Genomic DNA, 21,745 nt, shown 5'->3' on the forward strand with positions numbered 1-21,745 from the left:
CTCACGGGCCGCCCGCGGCGGCGCTGAGGTGCTCGTACATGAGGCGTAACCGGACGCGGCGGCTGGACGTAACACCGCCGCCGCAGGCTGAGGCGTATGCACACCCCGGAATCAGCCACCGCCACGCACTGTCCCTACTGCGCGCTGCAATGCGGGATGCTCCTGCGGCCCGAGCCGGGCGGGGCGGGCGTGGTGGTGGAGGAGCGGGCGGACTTCCCGGTGAACCGCGGCGCGCTGTGCGGCAAGGGCCGTACCGCCCCCGCCGTGCTGTCCTCCCGGGTACGCCTGACCGAGCCGCTGATCCGCACCGGCACCGGCGAGCTCGCCCCGGCCACCTGGGAGGAGGCCCTCGACGCCGTCGCCGAGGGGCTCGCCCGCACCGGGCGTGCGTACGGGCGGGACGCGGTCGGGGTGTTCGGGGGCGGCGGGCTGACCAACGAGAAGGCGTACGCGCTCGGCAAGTTCGCGCGCGTCGCCCTGCGGACCTCGCAGATCGACTACAACGGCCGCTTCTGCATGTCCTCTGCGGCCGCCGCCCACCAGCGGGCCTTCGGGCTGGACCGCGGACTGCCCTTCCCGCTGGAGGACATCCCGCGCACCGGCTGCGTGATCCTCGTCGGCTCGAACCTGGCCGAGACCATGCCGCCCGCCCTGCGCTTCCTCACCGAACTCAAGGCGAACGGCGGCACGCTGATCGTCGTCGACCCCCGCCGCACCCGCACCGCCGAGCAGGCGGACCTGCACCTGGCCCCGCGCCCGGGTACGGATCTCGCCCTGGCGCTGGGCCTGTTGCACCTGGTCGTCGCCCAGGGCCGCACCGACGAGGAGTTCATCGCCGGGCGCACCACCGGCTGGGAGGAGGCCCGGGCGGCGGCGATGGCGCACTGGCCGGAGCTGGTGGAACGGATCACCGGCATCCCGGTGCCGCGTCTGCGCGAGGCGGTCGAGCTGTTCTGCGCACCCTCCTCCGCGATGGTCCTCACCGCCCGCGGACCCGAGCAGCAGTCCAAGGGCACCGACACCGTCGGCGCGTGGATCAACCTGTGCCTGGCCACCGGCCGCGCGGGCCGCCCGCTCTCCGGCTACGGCTGCCTCACCGGCCAGGGCAACGGCCAGGGCGGCCGCGAGCACGGCCAGAAGGCCGACCAGCTTCCCGGCTACCGCAAGCTGACCGATCCCGCGGCACGGGCGCACGTCGCCGGCGTCTGGGGAGTCGACCCCGCCACCCTCCCCGGCCCGGGCCGCAGCGCCTACGAACTCCTCGACGCCCTCGGGACGGACGTCAAAGCCCTGCTGCTGATGGGCTCCAACCCGGTGGTCTCCGCCCCGCGCGCCGCCCACATCGAAAGCCGCATCCGCTCCCTGGACTTCCTGGCGGTCGCCGACGTGGTCCTCTCCGAGACGGCGGCCCTCGCGGACGTGGTCCTGCCCGTCACCCAGTGGGCCGAGGAGACCGGCACCACCACCAATCTGGAGGGCAGGGTCCTGCTGCGCCGCCGGGCCCTGACCCCGCCGCCCGGTGTCCGCACCGACCTGGAGGTCCTGCACGGCCTGGCGGCCCGCCTCGGCATCGAGAAGGGCTTCCCCACCGACCCCGAGGAGGTCTTCGCGGAACTGCGCCGCGCCTCGGCCGGCGGCCCGGCCGACTACTCGGGCATCTCCTACGCCCGCATCGAGGACGAGCAGGGCGTCTACTGGCCCTGCCCCAAGGGCTCCCCGGGGCAGCCGCGCCTCTTCCTGGACGCCTTCGCCACCGAAGACGGCCGGGCCCGGTTCGTCCCGGTCTCGCACCGCGACGCGGCCGAGGTCCCGGACGCCGAGTACCCCGTCCTGCTCACCACCGGCCGGGTGGTCTCCCAGTACCAGTCGGGCGCCCAGACCCGCCGCGTGGACGAGCTCAACGCGGCCGCCCCGGGCCCCTTCGTGGAACTCCACCCCCGCCTCGCCGCCCGGATCGGCGCCACGGACGGCACCCCCCTGGCGGTCACCTCCCGCCGCGGCCGCGCGGTGGCCCCGGCCCGCATCACGGACACCATCCGCGCGGACACGGTCTTCATGCCCTTCCACTGGCCGGGGGAGGGCCGCGCCAACAGCCTGACCAACCCGGCCCTCGACCCCACGTCCCGCATGCCGGAGTTCAAGGTCTGCGCGGTCCGCGTCGAACCGGCCTGACCGCCGCGGCCACGTGCGGCTCCCGAGGGGGAGGTGGTGCCGATCGAGTCGGACATGCGTCCGATCCGCATCGGGGTTTCCGGCGGCGGGTAACCATCCGGTCACGCAGCGGGCTCAGAAAGTGCTCGCACGCCCCTCGTGGCGGCGATGTGTCGTACCCCACACTGAGGTGCGGTGCCCCCGTCCTCGGAGCCCTGGAGGTCGCCCCCGTGCAGACCCAGATCCTGACCGTCAACGTGAGCCCGCCCGTCCACGACACCGAGGCCACAGCAGGCGAAGAGCCCGAGGTCGACAGCGTGGACGACGAGCCCGAGGTACTGGAGCTGATCGAGCAGGCGCCGGAGCCGGCCCGGCGCAGTGAGAGCGGCGCAGCGGGCCCTTCCGCCGATCTGTTCCGGCAGTACCTGCGCGAGATAGGCAGGATCCCGCTGCTCACCGCCGCCGAGGAGGTCGAGCTCGCCCGGCGCGTGGAGGCCGGGCTGTTCGCCGAGGAGAAGCTCGGCAACACCCCGGACCTGGACCTGGTGCTCGCCCTCGACCTGGACAAGCTCGTCGTCATGGGCCGGATGGCCAAACGCCGCCTCATCGAGTCGAACCTCCGCCTCGTCGTCTCCGTCGCGAAGCGCTACGTGGGCCGCGGCCTCACCATGCTCGACCTCGTCCAGGAGGGGAACCTCGGCCTCATCAGGGCCGTTGAGAAGTTCGACTACGCCCGCGGGTACAAGTTCTCCACCTACGCCACCTGGTGGATCCGGCAGGCCATGTCCCGGGCCCTCGCCGACCAGGCCCGGACCATCCGCGTGCCCGTCCACGTCGTGGAGCTGATCAACCGCGTGGTGCGCGTCCAGCGCCGCATGCTCCAGGAGCGCGGGTACGAGCCCACCGCCGAAGAGGTCGCCGTCCACCTGGAGTTGACTCCGGAGCGGGTCATGGAGGTGCTGCGCCTCGCCCAGGAGCCGGTCTCGCTGCACGCGCCGGTCGGCGAAGAGGACGATGTCGCGCTCGGCGACCTGATCGAGGACGGGGACGCCGCCTCCCCGGTGGAGTCCGCCGCGTTCTTCCTGCTGCGCGAGCACCTTGAAGCCGTGCTCTCCACCCTCGGCGAGCGCGAGCGCAAGGTCGTCCAACTGCGCTACGGCCTCGTCGACGGACGGCCCCGCACCCTGGAGGAGATCGGCAGGATCTTCGGCGTCACGCGCGAGCGGATCCGCCAGATCGAGTCGAAGACCCTCGGCAAACTGCGCGACCACGCCTTCGCCGACCAGCTCCGCGGCTACTTGGACTGACGACCGCCGAGAAGACGACCGCCGAGAAGACAACCCCACGAAAGGGGAAAGGGGGCGCCCGGCATGACCGGGCACCCCCTTCTGCGGGCCGACGTCCGCCGGCCCGCCGACGTCAGTCGACCTCGGCGACCGCCTGCGCGAACTGCGCCGCGTACAGGCGGGCGTACGCCCCCTGGGACTCCAGCAGCTCCTCGTGCGAGCCCTGCTCCACGATCGAGCCGTTCTCCATCACCAGGATCACGTCCGCATCGCGGATCGTGGACAGCCGGTGCGCGATCACGAAGGACGTACGGCCGTCCGCGAGGCGCGCCATCGCCTTCTGGATCAGCACCTCCGTACGGGTGTCCACCGAGCTCGTCGCCTCGTCCAGCACCAGGATCACCGGGTCCGACAGGAACGCCCGGGCGATGGTGATCAGCTGCTTCTCGCCGGCGCTGACACCGGCGCCCTCGTCGTCCAGCACCGTGTCGTAGCCGTCGGGCAGGGTGCGGATGAAGCGGTCGGCGTGCGCGGCCCGCGCCGCCTCCTCGATCTCGGCGCGCGTCACTTCCCGCGAGGCCCCGTACGCGATGTTCTCCGCGATCGTGCCCCCGAACAGCCAGGTGTCCTGGAGCACCATGCCGATGTCCCCGCGCAGCTCCTCACGGGTCATCTTCGCGATGTCCACCCCGTCCAGGGCGATCCGGCCGCCCGTGACCTCGTAGAACCGCATCAGCAGGTTCACGAGCGTGGTCTTGCCGGCGCCCGTGGGGCCGACGATCGCGACCGTCTGGCCGGGCTCGACGCTCAGCGACAGGTTCTCGATCAGCGGCTTGTCCGGCTCGTAGCGGAAGGCCACCTTGTCCAGCGTGACCTGGCCGCGCACCTTCTGCGGACGCTCCGCGACCTCGACGTCCGGGTCCTGTTCCCGCGCGTCCAGCAGCTCGTACACCCGCTCGGCCGAGGCGACGCCCGACTGCACCAGGTTCGCCATCGAGGCGACCTGGGTCAGCGGCATCGAGAACTGGCGCGAGTACTGGATGAACGCCTGCACGTCACCGATCGACAGGCTGCCCGAGGCCACCCGCAGACCGCCCACGACCGCGACCAGCACGTAGTTGATGTTCGAGATGAAGAACATCACCGGCTGCATGATGCCGCTGACCAGCTGCGCCTTGAAGGAGGCCCGGTACAGGGCCTCGTTCTGCTCGGCGAAGACGGCGGCGGACTCCTTCTGCCGGCCGAACACCTTGACCAGGTTGTGGCCGGAGTACATCTCCTCCACATGGGCGTTCAGCGCGCCCGTGGACTTCCACTGCTCCACGAACTGCGGCTGCGACTTCTTGCCGATCTTCGCGGCGACCACGGCCGAGACCGGGATCGTCACCAGCGCCACCAGCGCCAGCAGCGGGGAGATCCAGAACATCATCACCAGTACGCCGACGATCGTCAGCAGCGAGTTGAGCAGCTGCCCCATCGTCTGCTGGAGCGTCTGGCCGATGTTGTCGATGTCGTTCGTGGCCCGGCTGAGCACCTCGCCGCGCTTCTGCTGGTCGAAGTACGACAGCGGCAGCCGCGACAACTTGGCCTGGAGGTCCTCGCGCATCCGGTACACGGTGCCGTTCATGATGTGGTTCGACAGCCGCGTCGCCACCAGCATCATCAGACCGGCCAGGGTGAAGACCACCAGCGCCCAGACCGCCACGCCGCCGACGGCGCCGAAGTCGATGCCCTTGCCGGGGGTGAACTCGGTGCCGGACAGCATGTCCGCCATGCCGTCCTCGCCCCTGGCGCGCATCCCGTCCAGCGCCTGCTGCTTGGTGATCCCCTCCGGCAGCTGGCGGCCGACGATCCCCGCGAACACCAGGTCGGTGGCCCGGCCGAGGATCTTCGGGCCGACCACCGAGCAGGCGACGCTGGCGACCACGGCGGCGACCATGCCCCACAGCTTGGCCCGGTCGTGAGCGATCTGCCGCAGCAGCCGCTTGCCCGAGCCCTTGAAGTCCAGGGACCGCTGAGCCGGCCCCATCATCATCCGTCCTCCGGGCCCGCTCATGCGGCCTCCGCCTCCGTCAGCTGGGAGAGCACGATCTCCCGGTAGGTCTCGTTGTCGGCCATCAGCTCGTGGTGGCGTCCCTCGCCCACCACCTGGCCCTCGTCGAGGACGATGATCCGGTCGGCGTCACGGATCGTGGAGACCCGCTGGGCGACGATGACGACGGTGGCGTCCTCGGTCTCGCGGGCGAGCGCCGCGCGCAGCGCCGCGTCCGTCGCGTAGTCCAGAGCCGAGAAGGAGTCGTCGAAGAGGTAGATCTCCGGCCGCTGCACGAGCGTGCGGGCGATCGCCAGACGCTGGCGCTGGCCGCCGGAGACATTGGTTCCGCCCTGGGTGACGGGCGCGTCGAGGCCGCCCTCCAGCTCGGACACGAAGTCCTTGGCCTGCGCCACCTCCAGCGCGCGCCACAGCTCCTCGTCGGTGGCGTCGGGCCGCCCGTAACGCAGGTTGGACGCGACGGTTCCGGAGAAGAGGTACGGCTTCTGCGGGACCATGCCGACCGTCCTGGCGAGCAGCTCCGGGTCCAGGCGGCGTACGTCCTCGCCGTCGACCAGTACCTCGCCGCCGGTCGCGTCGAACAGCCGCGGCACCAGGCCCAGCAGCGTCGACTTGCCGCTGCCGGTAGAGCCGATGACCGCGGTGGTCTCGCCGGGGCGGGCCACCAGGTCCACCCCGCGCAGGACCGGCACCTCGGCGCCCGGGTAGCGGAAGTCGGCGCCGCGCAGCTCCAGCTGCCCGCGGCGGGCGAGTTCGCGCACCGGCTCGACGGGCGGGACCACGCTGGACTCGGTGTCCAGGACCTCTTGGACGCGCTCGGCGCAGACCTCGGCGCGCGGCACCATCATGAACATGAAGGTGGCCATCATCACGGACATGACGATCTGCATCAGGTAGGCGAGGAAAGCCGTCAGCTGGCCGATCTCCATGCCGCCGCTGTCGATGCGCATCGCCCCGAACCAGATCACGGCGACGCTGGAGATGTTCACGACCACGATCACCGTGGGGAACATGAGGGCCAGCAGCCTCCCCGAGGCGAGGGAGACGTTGGTCAGGTCCGTGTTGGCGTCCCGGAAGCGGCCCTTCTCGTAGTCGTCGCGGACGAAGGCGCGGATCACCCGGTTGCCGGTGATCTGCTCGCGCAGCACCCGGTTCACGATGTCCAGGCGCTCCTGCATCTGCCGGAACAGCGGTCGCGTCCTGAAGACGATCGCCCCGACCGAGAGGCCTAGGACGGGCACCACGGCCAGGAGCACGCCCGACAGCTTCACGTCGAGCGAGAGCGCCATGGCGATGCCGCCCACGCACATGATCGGCGCCGAGACCATCAGCGTGAAGGTCATCAGCACCAGCATCTGGATCTGCTGGACGTCGTTCGTCGTACGGGTGATCAGCGACGGCGCGCCGAACTGGCCGAGTTCCCGCGCGGAGAAGCTCTGCACCCGGTCGAAGACGGCGGCCCGGATGTCGCGGCCGAGGGCCGCCGAGGTGCGGGCACCGAAGTAGACCGCGCCGATGTTGCAGGTGAGCTGGACGAGGGACACACCGAGCATCAGCGCGCCGAAGCGCAGGATGTAGCCGGTGTCGCCGTTGACGACACCCCGGTCGATGATGTCCGCGTTCAGCGTCGGGAGGTAGAGGCTCGCACTGGTCTGCAGCAACTGCAGCAGCACCAGGAGGGCAATCGGTTTCCGGTACGGACCCAGGTGGGTCCGCAGAAGTCGTATGAGCACGCGCAGGCTCCGGTCGGCAAGATCGAGGGGTCGCTCCATCTTCGGCCACCGCGCGGCCGAACCCCACCGGTTTTCGCAAAGGCCGGTCAAAAGGACGAGACCGGCGTCCGCCGTGCGTAGGACCGGGGTCCCAGGCCCCTACGGGACCTGCGGTACCTGCTGGAACGCCCCGGGGTGGAGCTGCTCGCGCGTCGCGATGTACTGCTGGCGCACCGCCTGCCAGGCCGGATACTCCTCGCCGGGCTCGAAGACCTGCGCCGCCGGAGCCGACCAGACCGGCGGGGTGTGCGGGGCCAGCGTCCCCTGCTGCACCCCCAGCGCCCACGCCGCCTGGCGGGCCGCACCGAGCGCCGCGTAGTCGGCCGGCGCCGGGACGACGATCTGCGCCCCGAACAGCCCCGGGGCCGCGGCCTGTACGGCGGGCAGCTCGGCCGCCGCGCCCAGCAGGAACACCCGGCGGATCTCCACTCCGCGCGAGCGCAGCACGTCGAGCGCGTCGGCCAGACCGCACAGCATCCCCTCGAACGCGGCCCGCGCCAGGTGCTCCGGCTTCATCGAGTCCCGCCGCAGCCCGGACAGGGTTCCGGCGGTGTGCGGCAGGTTCGGCGTCCGCTCACCCTCCAGATACGGCAGGAGTACGAGGCCGTGCGCGCCCGGCGTCGACTTCAGCGCGAGCTCCGACAGCCCTTCGAGGTCGGTGCCCAGCAGGTCGGCGGTGCCGCGCAGGGCCCGTACGGCATTGGAGACGTTCACCACCGGCAGGTGCATGCCGGTGGCGTCGGCGAGCGAGGTGATCAGCCCGTTCGGTTCCGACAGCGCCTCGTGGTGGACGGCGGTCACCGAGCCGGAGGCGCCCAGCGAGACCACCGCGTCACCGGGGCCGAGACCGAGCCCGAGCGCGGCGGCCATCGTCTCGCCCGTGCCCGCGGAGATCAGCAGCCCCTCCGGAGTGGTCCCGGCGGCCTCGGCCGGCCCGAGCACCTCGGGCAGCAGCGCCATGTGGCCGAGGGCCAGCTCGACCAGGTCGGGGCGGTAGGAGCCGGTGGCCGCCGACCAGTACCCGGTGCCGGAGGCGCCGCCACGGTCGGTGGTGCGGCGGGCGGGCCGGCCGAGCAGCTGCCAGACCAGCCAGTCGTGCGCGGACATCAGCACGGCCACCCGCCGGGCCGCCTCCGGCTCCGTCCGGGCCAGCCAGGCGAGCTTCGCGACCGGCTGTGCGGCCTGCGGGACGGACCCGACGGCCTCGGCCCAGGCATGCCGGCCGCCGAGCGCCTCGATCAGGTCGGCTGCCGCGACCTGCCCGCGCTTGTCGTTGCCGACCAGCGCGGGGCGGACGAGCCCGCCCTGCGCATCGAGCGGGAGCAGCGCGTGCTGCTGCGCGGAGACGCCGATGGCCTGGACCCCCTCCAGGAGGCCGCCGCCCGCGGCCTCGCCGAGGGACAGCAGCCAGGCCTGGGGGTCGGTCTCGTGGGGATGGACGCTCTCGGGATCCGTGGCGGGCTGCGGATGGGGCGCGTAGCCCTGGCGCAGCACGGCACCGGTGTCGGTGTCACAGACGACGATGCGAGTGAAGGCGGAAGAGCTGTCCAGCCCGGCGACTATCCCCATGCGGAGAATTCTGCCGCACCCCGGGCCCGTCTCCTCCGCCTCCGACGCCTCAGGTGTTGCTGGTTCCCCACTCGTCCTCGGCCCCGGCGCCACCGCCGCCGACCCGGTCGCGCAACCCCCGTACCCGCCCGACCAGCGAGGGCGGTACGACGTCGCCGAGCTTGTCGCCCACCGCCGCGAACGCCTTGCCCGCGTAGACCCGCCCGGTCTGCCCCGCGGTCTCGGCGGCATTCCGGACGGCCGGGTTCTGCGCGAGGTCGCGCGCGGACTTCTTCATCTGCTCGTAACGCTCGCGCCCGGCCCGCGCCCCGGCGACGTACCCGACGGCCAGTCCGAGCATGAACGTGACCTTGTACCGCATGCCTGCCACCCTTCGTCGTGTGGTGCCCGGCCTGCTGGAGATACCGATTGGCGGAGCACCCCCCTGCTTGCGCTAATCTATGACTCGCAGCGAGCGCTCGCCCCCCGGCAAGGCCGGAGGTGGGCCGTTCGATGCACCGCAGCAATCCCCTGTAGCTCAATTGGCAGAGCAGCCGGCTGTTAACCGGCAGGTTACTGGTTCGAGTCCAGTCGGGGGAGCGCAGTCCCCTGTAGCTCAATTGGCAGAGCATTCGGCTGTTAACCGGAGGGTTGCTGGTTCGAGTCCAGCCGGGGGAGCGTGAGAGAAGAGGACCCGTGCGGGTCCTCTTCTTTTTTGCCTGGTCGCGGAACCGGGCAGCCCTCAGAACGGTCTCCCTCAACAGGCGAAGCCGATCATGCGAGGCATCCGAGGCAGGAGATCGTATGAGCGGCTATGCTGCGGCAGACGGCGCGCACACATGTACGCGCCACGCCGTGAAGGGGCGGTAGCTCAGCCGGTTAGAGCAGCGGACTCATAATCCGTCGGCCGTGGGTTCGAGTCCCACCCGCCCCACCACAGCACTGGTCGGAAGAAACGTTTCGGCCAGCCGTATGGTGCCCCGCCCGGGCTTCCGGGTCGGGGCACCTTCGCGTGTATGTGTACTAGGGGCGCGAGGGGGGCCACCGCGGACATGAACCCGCCCCCTTCGGGCTGAGGCGTGGGGACACGGTCCTGGGAGCCGTCCATGGCAGGCAGGATCTTGCTCAGCTGGCGATGCGGATGTCCTCCCAGACGAGCTCGTGCAGCCCACCATCATGACCGTCACCGCCCAAGCGGGGGTGGTCACACGGGAGCACTGGTCTCCCGCGACGGGACCTTTGCACCGATGCGTTTCGAGGCGGTCTCGATGTGATGCACGTATGCCTCACATGCGTCGGCGATCATGCGGCAGGCGGTCGGGAGGTTCGCCATCAGGATCTCCTCGCCACCCACTTCGTCGGGCGGCGGGGTGTTGCCCACGAACGGCCTGAAAAGGCGTCCGCCGCCGTGGCGGGGCTCGCGGTCCTCCACGCGGTCCCTCAGTCCCGGAAGGCATTCCGGGAATCACCCTCCCCACGTCATCTACCGCATTTCCGTGGCCAACGGGCTCACTGGGGCATCGCCGCCGATCGTCACGCCCGCTTGCCGCTCCCACTGGCTGCGGCCGCGACGCGGCACTCGACGGTGCCGTTGACCGATTGGCGGCCGCGCCCCGGGCCCGGCCGGAGTGTAGGACGCTGAGGCACTCGCCTCCGCACCCCTTGGTGCACTTTCGACCCACGCTTCGCCCTGCAGCCGAGGCTTACGTGCGGCCGCCGCGGAGGCGCCGTGACCTGTCCTGTCTCGACTGCCCGGGAATCCGTCGGCCCTTTGTCGGGTTTCGGTAGGTTTTTTTCATGTCCGCGTCATGGTCGCGGTCCTCGTGGGTGGTGGATCATGACTGAGAACCTGTGCGGCGGGACCGGTTCGCCGAATAATGTGTGACGTTGCATGAGGGTGCCACGTCGGTGCGCGCTCTTCGGGGTGCCCGCGTCGTTGGCCGAGCGCACCCGAGGAGGCGGAAGGGTCCTGAAGGCCCCACCGGCCACAACGAACGAGAGCCGGGGGCGGTCGAGGCTATGGCCGATGAGTTCGACGACAACTACGAGACGTTCGTGGCCCTTCTTGATCGTTTTCCTCCTGTCGAGGCAGTGAAGCGGTTGGAGGCATTCGGCATCAGCCAGGACGTCATGCAGCGGATCCGCGAGCGGCACGAGGTCGACACCGTCCGGATCAAGGAGCTTGAGGAGCCGCAGTCCGTGGTCCTCGGCAACCGGGACACCTGGTACACAGGGCCACAACCGGGGGACAAGTACTGGCCGGCGATCGTCGAACTGCTCCGGAAGGAGGGTTGGCCGCAGGAGCCCGCGATCCGGAGCCTTGACGACTCCTCCACGCGGATCACCTCCCTCCTCAATCACCCCAAGGAACGGGCCTTCGCCACGAAGGGCTTGGTCGTCGGCTACGTCCAGTCGGGCAAGACGACCAGCTTCACCTCCGTCATGGCCAAGGCGGCGGATCGCGGCTACAAGTTGTTCATCGTCCTCGCCGGCATCCACAACGGCCTCCGACGGCAGACCCAGGCGAGGCTCGTCCAACAGCTGGTGGAACCGAACCCCTCACGGTGGTCCCAACTGACGGGCCTCGACAAGGACTTCACTCCACTGCAGAACCCGGCCGCCTACTTCGGCAGCAGCAACAACACCCATGTCCTGTGCGTGGTCAAGAAGAACGCCGCGGTGCTGCGCAAGCTGTCCCGATGGCTGGAGAGCGCATCGGACTACCTGAAGGACTGCCCGGCGCTGATCATCGATGACGAGGCCGACCAGGCGACGGTGGCGACGAAGTCGATCAATCCGCTCATCCTGTCCATCATGGCATCGCTGCCGAAGTCCGCATACGTGGGTTACACGGCTTCTCCGTTCGCGAACCTGCTGATCGACCCGAGCAGCCAGGACCTCTATCCGGAGCACTTCGTCGTCAACCTCCCCAAGCCGAAGGGACATTTCGGTACAGAGGTGTTGTTCGGCCGCTACGCACTCGACGGTGAGGACCCGAACGAAGTCGACGACGGCCACGACATGATCAGGTCCGTTCCGGATGATGACGTTCCGTGCGTGCGTCCCATGACGCGGGACGAGGTTGAAGGCTTCGAGCCGGTGATCACCGATACGCTGCGACGCGCCGTCGAGTACTTCTGGCTGGTCACGGCAGCTCGGCGGGTGCGCGGAACGGGCAACCCCCACAACACGATGCTCATCCACACCAGCGTAAACACCTCGGTACACGACAGTTTCAAGGGGCCTCTGCTGCACTTGCGCAGGCGCGTTGCCCAGTCCCTGACGGACCCCGCGCGCGTCGAAGCACTGCGACGACTGTGGGAGGAGGAGACCGCGCGTGTGCCGGCCGAGGAGTTCGGCGAGAAGCCTGTGCCGTTCGACGAGCTCCTCCAGGTGTTGCCTGCAGTCCTGGACGACTGCAGGGTCATCATGGACAACTCCAGCAGCGAAGACCGCCTCGACTACGAAAACGGTCCTGTCATCGCCGTCGCGGTCGGTGGCAATACCCTCTCCCGCGGTCTGACGCTCGAAGGCCTCTCTGTCAGCTACTTCGTCCGAGCCGTCTCCGCGTACGACACGCTGCTGCAGATGGGCCGCTGGTTCGGCTTCCGTAACGGCTATGCCGATCTGCCCAGGATCTGGATGACGGACGAACTCGCCGAGTGGTTCCGTCATCTCGCCACGGTGGAGACCGAGATGCGTCGCGACATCGACGTCTACTTGACCGAGAGCGAGGACCCCCTCACGTTCGCCGTGCGGCTGCGGACACACCCGTCCCTGAGGGTGACCGCGGCCGCGAAAATGCGCGACGCTGTCACAGCCGCCTCTTCCTACAGCGGCCGGCGCGTACAGACCCACTATTTCCAGACAGACGCGGCCTGGCTGCGCCGGAATGCCGAGGCCGCACACAGGCTGATCGAGGCCTCGGTGGCCACCTCCGTGCGGGTCGATGAATGCCCCGAGGACGGCCGGTACGTCTTCCGTGACGTACCCCACGAGGCGGTCGTCGACTTCTTGCAGGCCTACAAGTTCCACGAGGACTCCCCGGAGAACGACGCCGACCTGATCATCGGCTACATCCGCAAGCGGGTCTCGAACGCGGGCTCCCTGGGACGCTGGAACATCGCCGTCATCGGCAATCCGGCAGGGGAGAAGGACTACATGTTCGGGCCCGACGTGACCGTCGGCCGCATCACGCGTGCCCGCCTCAAGAGCAAGGGCGCGAAGGCGGGTACAGCGGACATCAAGACGCTCATGAGCCGGCGCGACGCGGCCGTCGACCTGACCGGGGAGACGTCACGGCTCAACGAGGCGGGCATCAAGGAACTGCGCAAGGTTCAGGCGCCGGACACCGGTCTGTTGGTGCTGTACCCGATCGACAAGGACTCCAAGCCGCTCCCCTCCAAGGAGGGATCACGTGAGGCGCTGGGGGCCGAAGAGCACGTGATCGGCGTCGGACTCGTGTTCCCCGAGTCGGTGGGCAAGGACAGCACGGTGGAGAAGTACATCTCTGCCAAACTCCCCGTGGGCCTGCTGGAAGAGGAGGACGTGTTCAGTCTCCTTGAGGGCGAGGACACGTGAGCGAGGAGATTTTCCGTCGGATCATGGCTCAAAGCTGGGACGGGCTGGAGGCCGAGGAACCCACCGGTGACGGGCGTCTGCGTGTTGCCCGGCTTCCGGTCGACGTCGTCCATGGGCCGCTTGCGGTCGGGGTCGACTACGAGGGCCGACGCCACATCCTGATACCGATCCCGTCTGACAGGCGGCTGCGTGCCGGTCTCGACGGTCCCGGTCTGCGCCTGCGCAAGCGGCCGCTGGAGGACGAGGAGACGTACCAGTACTACGCCGACCTCTCCTGCCTGCGCGACGACCTGGACGATCTGTTCACCGAGCTGTGCGTCGACATAATGAGCGCCGCGGAGGACCTGCCTGAGAACCCGGTCAAAGCGCTGTACCGTGTGTTGGACCGGTGGCGGTCCCTCTTTCGTACACAGGGGACGCTGCTGGGGCCGGAGCAACTGGCGGGCCTGTTCGGCGAGCTCACCGTGTTGCACCGGCTGCTGGAGCTGGACCCCAGCGCACACCGCCTGTGGTCGGGGCCCAACGGCCACCGCCATGATTTCTCCGGCGCGACCGATGCCGTCGAGGTGAAGACGAGCACGGCCGATGAGGGCAGGCGAGCCCGGGTACACGGCCTCGACCAGCTCGAAGCACCCACGGGCGGGGCACTGTCGCTCGTATGGCTGGGGCTGCGGCGCGACGCCGGCCTCACCATGGGGGAGAGCATCCCCGGGCTCGTCGATCAACTGCTGCGTCTGTGCGACGACGAGAGCGCCCTTCTCGACTCGCTGGCCCGCGTCGGATATCGCGTGACGGACGCCGAGAGGTATCACGACGTCCGGTTTGTGGTTCGCGAGGAACGGTGGTACCGGGTGGGCCCGGAGTTCCCGGCACTTACCGCGCAGGCGCTCACAGCGGCCGGCGTCCCAGTGTCCGTGCTGGACGTTGCCTACACGGTCGACCTGTCGGGCGCGGCCCCCCTTCCCATGGAACCGTCCGAGGCCTCCCGGACGATCGAGAGCCTGTTGAGGGGAGCCGCGTGATCCAGCCGTCCTGGTACTCACAGCCCTACCCGCCGGAGGGGGCGAGCGCCGCCGAAGGCATCCGCAATCAGCTCGGCCGCCCCGAGCTGGATCTCCTCACCATCCTGGTGCGCGAGTCGGCACAGAACAGTTGGGACGCCCGCCCGCTCGATTCTTCCGCACCGGTCGACTACGGGATCGACCTGTGGACGGTCGGCCCCGGACACGCTGAGGCCTGGCGTCGCATGCTCCTCAACGGTGCGCCGGGCGGAGCGGAGCGTTTCCCCCTGCGGAACACCCTCAAGCAGGGGTCGATCCGTGTGCTCGCCGTGTCCGACCGAGGCACCCGGGGTCTGGGCGGGCCCACCCGAGCCGACGCGGCGGTGGGGCCCGACCGCGACTTCGTCAACTTCATCCGAAACATCGGTGAGCCCCGCGACACACCCTTGGGCGGAGGGACGTACGGCTTCGGCAAGGGCATCTTCTTCCTCCTGTCCCGTCCGGGTACCGTCCTGGTGCACTCGCGGTGCCAGACCGCGCAGGGCGCCGAGACGAGGCTTATCGGCTGTACGCTGTACAAGAGCTACACGGAGGCCGAGCCCGGGGGGAGTCGGCGCTACACGGGGCGACACTGGTGGGGCGACACGTCCGGTGACGTGGTGGAGCCGCTTGTCGGGTCTGAGGCCGAGGCCGTCGCGCACCGTCTGGGACTCAAGCCGTTTGGTCCGGACGAGACCGGTACGACGATCGTTGTCGTCGACCCGGACCTCGATGAACTCGCGCCGATGGCGGCCACCTCGTACCTGGCCGACTCGCTCGCCTGGCACCTGTGGCCCAAGATGATCTCCGTCGGCGGTGAGCCGCCGGCCATGCGTTTCTCCGTGTCCTGCGACGGCGTGCCGCATCCGGTGCCGGACCCTCGGCAGACGCGCCCGCTCAACCTGTTCGTCGCCGCCTACGAGAACATGGTTGGACCCGGCGGCAGCCGGTTGGAGTGCAAGAGTCCCAAGCGATATCTGGGACGCCTAGGTCTGGTCAAGCGGGTCGTGCCGCCTTTGGAGCCGACGCGCGCCTCTCGACTGATGGACGTCGAGGACCTTGTCCACCACGTGTGTCTCATGCGTCCCGCCGAACTCGTCGTCACCTATCGCCGCGGGCCGAAGCCGCCGAGCGAGAACCAGGGGTACGCGGGCGTCTTCCGCGCTGACGTGAGCATGGACGAGGTCTACGCGAAGGCCGAGCCTCCCACGCACGACGCGTGGCATCCCCAGTCGCTCTCCTACCCGGAGAGCACCTTCGTGAAGACGACGTTCACCCGCATCGACGAGGCACTCGAGGGTCTCCTCAGCCTCCACGGGATAGTCCGGCCGGGTGCCAGCAGCGTCGCCCTCGGAGCGGCGAGCAGTCACTTCTCCGGGCTGGTGGGAGGCGCCTGGGGCGTCGGCGGGGCGACCGACTACGGGAAGCCCGGCAGCACGATCGTCCCGAATCCGCGGCGCCGCAAGCCGGAGGCGGATCCCTCCCCATCCCCGGAGGGGCGTTCGTACTCGACTGCGGTCGGCGACGACCCGCAGCCAGGTGCACCCGCGGGCGGGGACACGACGACGCCACCGCGCCGCCGGCCACGGGTGGAGTACGTCGGCGAGCCCTACTACGAGGATCGCGGTGCCGACTCGCTGCTCGTCCAGGAGTTCCGCCTGCCGATTCCCGGGCATCAACGGGTCAAGATCGATCTTGCCGTCGTGCTCCCCGGGGCAGGCGTTCGGGAGACCGATCCCCCGATGGGCGCGAGCATGCCGACGCTGATCGGTTGGCAGGACCCCGAAGAGCAGTTCCACGAGCCGGAGGACTGCGTGATGGACGGCGGCAACGGTGTCTGGCGAGCCCTCGTGAAGCCCGCGGCCGACACGATGACCGAAATCGACGTCCGTGTCGAGGCGGTGACGGGCCCGTGAGCAGGCGCGTTCTGCCGTACCGCATTCCACCCGAGGACGTCGTGAAGGCCGAGGGTTGGTGCCTCGTGGCCGAGGACGGCGAGTTGCCGCTTCCCGACGCAATTCCTGTCTGGGACTACGGCATGGACCTGCACGTGGTCAGGGTCGTGCAGGTCGATCTGGATCGTGCCCGTTCCGGGTCGGGCCTTCCCGCCGACGCGCCGCTCATGCTGTCCGCGGTGTGGACCGCCACCGGGTCCAGGCTCAGCGGGCCTGCGCGACGGGTGCGGCTGACGGACTCCGGAGTGGTTTCCGTCCCGCTCGAGGTCCGTCTCCGAGGCGCGGACCTGGGCGGTGTGGTCCGGCTCGACACGGCCCTCCTCCTGGCCGACCGGCTCGACTCTGCACGACCGGCCGCGCCGCGTCGTGCAGGATCGGTACTGTGGAGCGACCGTGCGTCGGTACGACTCCAGGGCGATGCTCCGCAGTACCCCATGGCAGTGATCGATTTCGCTCACACGTCGTTTCCCGAGGGCGCTGCGTGGCACCTGCAGATCACCGGTGGCCTCGAGAGCGCCACCATGGGGTCGTTGCTGCTGCTCGTCAACGAGAGCAATACGGTGACGACCACCGCTTTCCGGAACGCGGCCCGGCCCCGGCCGGTCGATCGCGTGGTGCTCTCCGCCGTGTACGCGGACGTGGCACGCGTGATGATCGAGCACGGGCTCAACAGCGACGACTTCGCCGATGAGGCGGACTTCCCCGAGGGGTCGCTCGGCTCGACTCTGTTGGGTCTCTTCGACAGGCTCTTCCCGGAGCAATCGATCACGGATGTCCGACTGCGTCGACTTCAGGCGCCCGCGCTGTTCGCCTCGGATCTCCAGGCAGCGGTCAGAATCTTCGAGGTTGCGTGATGAGTTACCTCTACCCTCGGCTCCTCTCCGCCCAGGCCAAGCCCCTCTTCGCAGAGTATGGGCGGCTGGCGGTCCCGGAGCTGACCGGCCGCGCGGCCGATGCTCACCACGCGGCGGTCTACGTGGCCACCGGCGGGGACCGGGTATCGCCCGCGCGACTGCGTGAACTGCGCGCTCTCGTCGTGGGTCTGGCGGAGCAGGCGGGATTCCCGGGTGAGAGCGACCGGATCCGCAGGGCGCAGTTCGACCTGCAGCTGGCCGTGCTCCTGCACAAGGAGATGGACATGGTGCCGGCCGAGGCGGCCGCGCCCGACGTATGGGCCTTCCTCGCCCTGGTGCTGTTGCCCGATATCGCCTTCTGGCGCTATCCGAAACCGCCGGGGGACCGCGTTCTCGGCACCGATCTGACCCGGCACGTGTTGGGGCGACTGTGGTGGAGGGCGCAACTCGTCCATTCCCCGGACCGCTCCGAGCCGTACGATGCCCTCGACATCCTCGGGGAGGCGGCGTTCGACCAGATTTACGCACGTCGGGCGGCGCTGGGCGGTAGCGCTCATCTCGTGCGGGCGATCCTGCGGGTGTGGAGTGAGCTCGACCTCACAGGCGTCACCGAGCGCGACACGCTGCGCGACTTTCTCAAAAGGTTGCTCAGGCTGGCGCCGTTCGTTCTCTTCGACGGGGTGGAGGAGGACGCCCTGGACGAAGAGCTGCGCAGGGTGGCCATGGAATCCGTCCAGGCACAGCGTGGTGTCGCCGGAGTGCGAGCGGAGCCTGCGGCGGATGCGGGCAGCCGCGTCGTGCGGGCCGACTCGTCCGAACCCGAAGCGCCCTCGATCCCCTCCTTTCCTCAACAGGACCGTCGGGTCCCGGTCCCGGCCACCCCTCGCCGTTTCACGTCGGTGGAAATCTGCGCGGGCGCGGGCGCCCAGGCTCTCGGCCTCGAGCGTGCGGGATTTGATCCGGTCGTCCTGATCGACAGGAAGGCCGATGCGTGCTTCACGATCGACCTCAACCGGCCCGCCTGGGACGTCATCTGCATGGATCTGAGCCACTTTCGGCCTGACGACCGGCCGGAGATCGTCGGCGTTGATCTCGTGAGTGGAGGGCTGCCACGGGTGAAGTCCTCCGCCACGGTCGGCCGCGCCGAGGACAACGAGGAACGGAACGTCCTGAAGGTCGCCGTGGATCTGGCGCTCCGGATACGGCCGAAGGCCGTCCTGTTGGAGAACCTGCCGGAACTGGTGGAGGGCGAGAACTTTGCCGACGAGCGCAAATGGATCGAGACCGAACTGCGGAGCATGGGATATCACGCCAGGTGGCGCATCCTGAACGCCTCGGACTTCGGAGTTCCGCAGAACCGAAGCAGTGGCTTCCTCGTGGCCCTGCGCCACGAGTACTCCGCCGGCTTCGTCTGGCCCGAGCCGGACCACGCGGTTCCTCCGACGGTCGGCGATGTCCTCGGCCCGTCTATGGCTCGCGGCGGGTGGCCGGGGGCAGCGCAATGGATCAAGGAGGCAGACCGGGTCGCGCCCGCTCTCGTCGGCGGGTCGGAGCGACGGGGCGGCGCCGACCTCGGGCCGACGGGAAGCAAGAAGGCATGGGCCGCCCTTCGGGTCAACGGGACCAGCCTCGGAGACAGTGCCCCCGACGCCGCATTCCCCGAGGACGGCTCGCCGCGACTGACCCTGGACCAGGCCGCACTCATCCAGGCCTTCCCGGAGGACTGGCGCTTCTCCGGCGGCAAGACGTCCCGGTACCGGCAGATCGGCCATGCCATGCCCCCGCCGCTTGCGGCCGCCGTCGGGCGGGCCATCGCAGCGGCTCTCCACGACTAGGATCACCTTTATGCGCGAGCCCCGTCCCCACAACTCCGACCCGATCACTGTCGTGGATCTCTTCTCCGGCTGTGGCGGCTTCACTCAGGGGTTCCACGAATTCCGGCCCGTCGGGGCGACCGACAGGGGGCCGGTCTTCCACAGCCTCGCGGCCGTCGAGCACAACAGGGCCGCTGCCGCGACGTACGCGGCGAACTTCGGCAGCGGCCGGACCGACACAAGTCTGCCGCAGGCACGGGTGCACGTCGGTCCGATCGAGGAGTGGGAGCCGACGGCGGCCGAGTTCGACGCGGACGTGGTGGTCGGTGGTCCGCCCTGCCAGGGATTCTCCGCCCTGAACAGGGAGAAGAAGGGCGCGGAACGAAATCGCCTCTGGGAAGAATACGTGCGGGTTGTCCGCACGATCCGTCCCAAGGTCTTCGTGATCGAGAACGTCGTGGACTTCGTGAAGTCCGATGAGTTCCTCAACCTGCTGGGGGAGGTTGGGGAGGGGGGGCAGCTGGCGGACTACGTGCTGGTCGATCCGCCCGGACATCGGATCGGCGAAAAGGCTGAGGTGAAGAACAAGCGTTATGTTCTGAACTCGGCGGATCACGGTGCTGTCCAGGCACGTAAGCGAGCCATCGTCATCGGGGTCCGACGGGATGCCGTTCAGGACCGACGCATGTCCTATCCTGTCGCGACGCACAGGCAACCGCCGAAGAGCGCCAAGGGTAACGGTGTGCAAGCTTTCGACGGCCTCGATGACACCGTCGACCATTGGCGCCCCGTCGGCAGCGTCTTTGCCGAATCGAAGAAGCTTCCCATCCGAGGGACCGAGCTCCCGACCAGAGAGAAGCGCATCGCCGAGATCGGCTCCGAGATCGCGGGTATCTTCAGGACGACCGAGCTGCATATCGGCCGCAATCCCAAGCCCCTTTCGATAGCCCGATACAAGGCCATTCCGCCGGGCGGCAATCGGAAGGACCTGCGGGGAAAATGGTTCACCGTCGAGGAGAGTGGGGATGTCCGGGTCTTTGACGTACCGAATCCGCCCGGTGTGACAACACCTGTCGAATACCTCTCGACGGAGAGCTGGGACAGGCACACCAATGGAACCGGCGACGTCATGGGTCGACTTCGTACGAGTGCTCCGTCCGTGACCATCAGGACGGAATTCTTCAAGCCTGAGAAGGGGCGCTACCTCCACCCCACGGAGCTGCGTCCGATCACGCACTACGAGGCGGCGCGCATCCAGGGATTCCCAAGGACGTTCCGCTGGTGCGGGAGTAAGAACGAGATCGCCACCCAGATCGGCAACGCCGTTCCCATCCCACTCGGAACGGCCATCGCCTCGGCGATCCACACCTTTCTCCGGGGATAGGCCCCACATTCCGGGTGGCCCTCGCGGCCGCAGGCGAGGGTCAGCCTGCGGCCGTACGGGAGCGATCTAGAAGTCCTCCGTTTCGTCCGCCACGTGGCGCAGTACGTCCAGCAGGTCCTGGCGGCGGGCGAAGGCCGCGCGTTGGCGGTGGGCGCCCGAGCCGTCGCGGAGGAGGCCGCCCAGGGTCTTGGCCGCGTGGTCGAGTTCGCCCGCCGCCGCCAGTTCCGGGGCCACCAGGTCCAGCAGGGCTTCCGCCAGGTCCGCCGCCGGGAGTTCCGCGCCCGTGTACGGGTCCAGGCCGAAGCCCTCCAGGCCGTCGTGGGCCGCCCGCCAGCGGGCCAGGCGCAGGACGTCCTCCCGCAGCACCGGTTCCGGGCGGCCCTCCGCGATGTCACGCAGAACGGTGGCCACCAGGGCCCGGACCAGTTCCGCCTGGAGGACGGCCGTGTCGATGTCCGCGGACATGTCCGGCGCCCGCATTTCGAGGGTGGGCCAGTGCCCGGAAGGGCGGAGGTCCCAATAGACCATCTTGGTGTCCAGGGCGGCCCCCGAGCTCAGCAGGCTCTGCACGGAGCGGCGGAAATGGGCCGTGGACGTGAAGTGCGGGGGCAGCCCCGCCGACGGCCAGCCCGACCAGGCCATCGCCCGCCAGCTGGCGTGCCCCGTGTCACGGCCGCCCCAGAACGGCGAGTTCGCCGCCAGCGCGATCAGCGTGGGCAGCCACGGCCTGACCCGGTTGGACACCGCCACCGCCGTGTCCACGTCCAGGGTGCCGATGTGGATGTGCCGCCCGCAGCTCACCAGGGTGTCGGTGAGCGCCCCGAAGCGGCGGTGCTGCTCGCGCTGGCGCGGCTCGTCGTCGGTCAGGTGCAGCGGCTGTTCGACGGTCAGGACCGGCGAGGGCGCGGCCAGCAGCCGGCAGCCGTGGGCGCGGGCCGCCCGGGCGAGGGTGCGTCGCAGCGCCGCGAGCTCCTCGCGCAGCATCGTCGCCGAATCGGCGACCGGGGTGGAGATCTCCACCTGGTAGCGGGTGCCCTCGGGGTGCACCTCGTGCGGCAGGCCCGCGGCGGTGTCGAGGACGAGCGGGGCGGCGGGGACCACCCGGAAGGTACGGGCGTCGACGAGGAGGTACTCCTCCTCGACGCCGACGGTCAGCGCAGCGGGGACGCCGTTGTCCGCGTTGCCGGTGCTCGTGGTGCTGTTGCCAGGTTCGATCACTACGCCTCCCTGGACATACGAGTCTTTTCATCATGAGCCGAGCAACGGGGGAGCAGCGCACGCCGATTCGGTCAATTGTCTTGGGGCTA

Annotated in this window: 14 protein-coding genes and 3 tRNA genes; 11 read left to right on the top strand and 6 right to left on the bottom strand. The window is 69.5% G+C overall.

Features of this window, described 5'->3' with window-relative positions; translation table 11 throughout:
- The first annotated feature begins 96 nt into the window (after positions 1-96).
- Complete coding sequence (locus tag AC0666_RS05430; RefSeq protein WP_478707127.1) at positions 97-2,172, top strand: molybdopterin oxidoreductase family protein; 2,076 nt, start codon at positions 97-99, stop codon at positions 2,170-2,172.
- A 95-nt stretch (positions 2,173-2,267) separates the two neighbouring features.
- Complete coding sequence (locus AC0666_RS05435; RefSeq protein ID WP_468968514.1) at positions 2,268-3,458, top strand: RNA polymerase sigma factor; 1,191 nt, start codon at positions 2,268-2,270, stop codon at positions 3,456-3,458.
- Between the two features lie 112 nt (positions 3,459-3,570).
- Here AC0666_RS05435 and AC0666_RS05440 read toward each other — a convergent pair whose 3' ends face one another.
- The 4 genes from AC0666_RS05440 to AC0666_RS05455 form a co-directional block, all read right to left on the bottom strand.
- Entirely contained in the window at positions 3,571-5,493 is a 1,923-nt protein-coding gene (locus AC0666_RS05440) for an ABC transporter ATP-binding protein (protein ID WP_468583085.1), read from the bottom strand.
- The gene (locus tag AC0666_RS05445; RefSeq protein WP_468967768.1) at positions 5,490-7,223 is read right to left on the bottom strand and encodes an ABC transporter ATP-binding protein; all 1,734 of its coding nucleotides are present in this window, start codon (positions 7,221-7,223) and stop codon (positions 5,490-5,492) included. The genes AC0666_RS05440 and AC0666_RS05445 overlap by 4 nt, the downstream gene beginning before the upstream one ends.
- A 138-nt stretch (positions 7,224-7,361) precedes the next feature.
- On the bottom strand, positions 7,362-8,831 hold the full coding sequence (locus AC0666_RS05450; RefSeq protein ID WP_468967765.1) for an FGGY family carbohydrate kinase: 1,470 nt from the start codon (positions 8,829-8,831) through the stop codon (positions 7,362-7,364).
- Positions 8,832-8,880: 49 nt separating this feature from the next.
- Positions 8,881-9,192, bottom strand: coding sequence for a YtxH domain-containing protein (locus tag AC0666_RS05455; RefSeq protein ID WP_468583089.1), 312 nt, complete (start codon positions 9,190-9,192; stop codon positions 8,881-8,883).
- A gap of 145 nt (positions 9,193-9,337) precedes the next feature.
- Between AC0666_RS05455 and AC0666_RS05460 the strand changes: the two genes are divergently transcribed.
- The 3 genes from AC0666_RS05460 (at position 9,338) to AC0666_RS05470 (ending at position 9,747) form a co-directional block, all read left to right on the top strand.
- Positions 9,338-9,410, top strand: a tRNA-Asn gene (locus AC0666_RS05460).
- 5 nt (positions 9,411-9,415) lie between these two features.
- Positions 9,416-9,488, top strand: a tRNA-Asn gene (locus AC0666_RS05465).
- A 182-nt stretch (positions 9,489-9,670) separates the two neighbouring features.
- Positions 9,671-9,747: transfer RNA gene (locus AC0666_RS05470), tRNA-Ile, on the top strand.
- A gap of 267 nt (positions 9,748-10,014) precedes the next feature.
- On the opposite strand, the gene AC0666_RS05475 is transcribed toward AC0666_RS05470, so the two are convergent.
- Positions 10,015-10,242, bottom strand: coding sequence for a hypothetical protein (locus AC0666_RS05475; RefSeq protein WP_478707128.1), 228 nt, complete (start codon positions 10,240-10,242; stop codon positions 10,015-10,017).
- Between the two features lie 449 nt (positions 10,243-10,691).
- Here AC0666_RS05475 and AC0666_RS05480 point away from each other — a divergent pair, with 449 nt between their 5' ends.
- Genes AC0666_RS05480 through AC0666_RS05505 form a run of 6 tightly spaced genes read left to right on the top strand, consistent with a single transcriptional unit; the run spans position 10,692 to position 20,438 of the window.
- Positions 10,692-13,391 carry a Z1 domain-containing protein gene (locus AC0666_RS05480; RefSeq protein ID WP_478707129.1) on the top strand — a complete coding sequence of 900 codons (2,700 nt, stop codon included), beginning with the start codon at positions 10,692-10,694 and terminating at the stop codon, positions 13,389-13,391.
- Positions 13,388-14,413 (top strand): PD-(D/E)XK motif protein, encoded by a 1,026-nt coding sequence (locus AC0666_RS05485; RefSeq protein WP_478707130.1) that lies wholly within the window; start codon positions 13,388-13,390, stop codon positions 14,411-14,413. Before AC0666_RS05480 ends, AC0666_RS05485 begins: the two co-directional genes overlap by 4 nt.
- Entirely contained in the window at positions 14,410-16,347 is a 1,938-nt protein-coding gene (locus AC0666_RS05490) for a hypothetical protein (protein WP_478707131.1), read from the top strand. The genes AC0666_RS05485 and AC0666_RS05490 overlap by 4 nt, the downstream gene beginning before the upstream one ends.
- Positions 16,344-17,240, top strand: a complete 897-nt coding sequence (locus AC0666_RS05495) for a hypothetical protein (RefSeq protein ID WP_478707132.1) — start codon at positions 16,344-16,346, stop codon at positions 17,238-17,240. The genes AC0666_RS05490 and AC0666_RS05495 overlap by 4 nt, the downstream gene beginning before the upstream one ends.
- On the top strand, positions 17,240-19,075 hold the full coding sequence (locus AC0666_RS05500; RefSeq protein WP_478707133.1) for a DNA cytosine methyltransferase: 1,836 nt from the start codon (positions 17,240-17,242) through the stop codon (positions 19,073-19,075). The genes AC0666_RS05495 and AC0666_RS05500 overlap by 1 nt, the downstream gene beginning before the upstream one ends.
- A gap of 10 nt (positions 19,076-19,085) precedes the next feature.
- A complete protein-coding gene (locus AC0666_RS05505; RefSeq protein WP_478707134.1) occupies positions 19,086-20,438 on the top strand; it encodes a DNA cytosine methyltransferase in 1,353 nt (450 codons plus the stop codon).
- A 66-nt stretch (positions 20,439-20,504) separates the two neighbouring features.
- On the opposite strand, the gene AC0666_RS05510 is transcribed toward AC0666_RS05505, so the two are convergent.
- Positions 20,505-21,656, bottom strand: a complete 1,152-nt coding sequence (locus tag AC0666_RS05510) for a carboxylate-amine ligase (protein ID WP_478707135.1) — start codon at positions 21,654-21,656, stop codon at positions 20,505-20,507.
- Positions 21,657-21,745 lie beyond the last annotated feature (89 nt).

Source organism: Streptomyces sp. NPDC043680 (assembly GCF_056436685.1).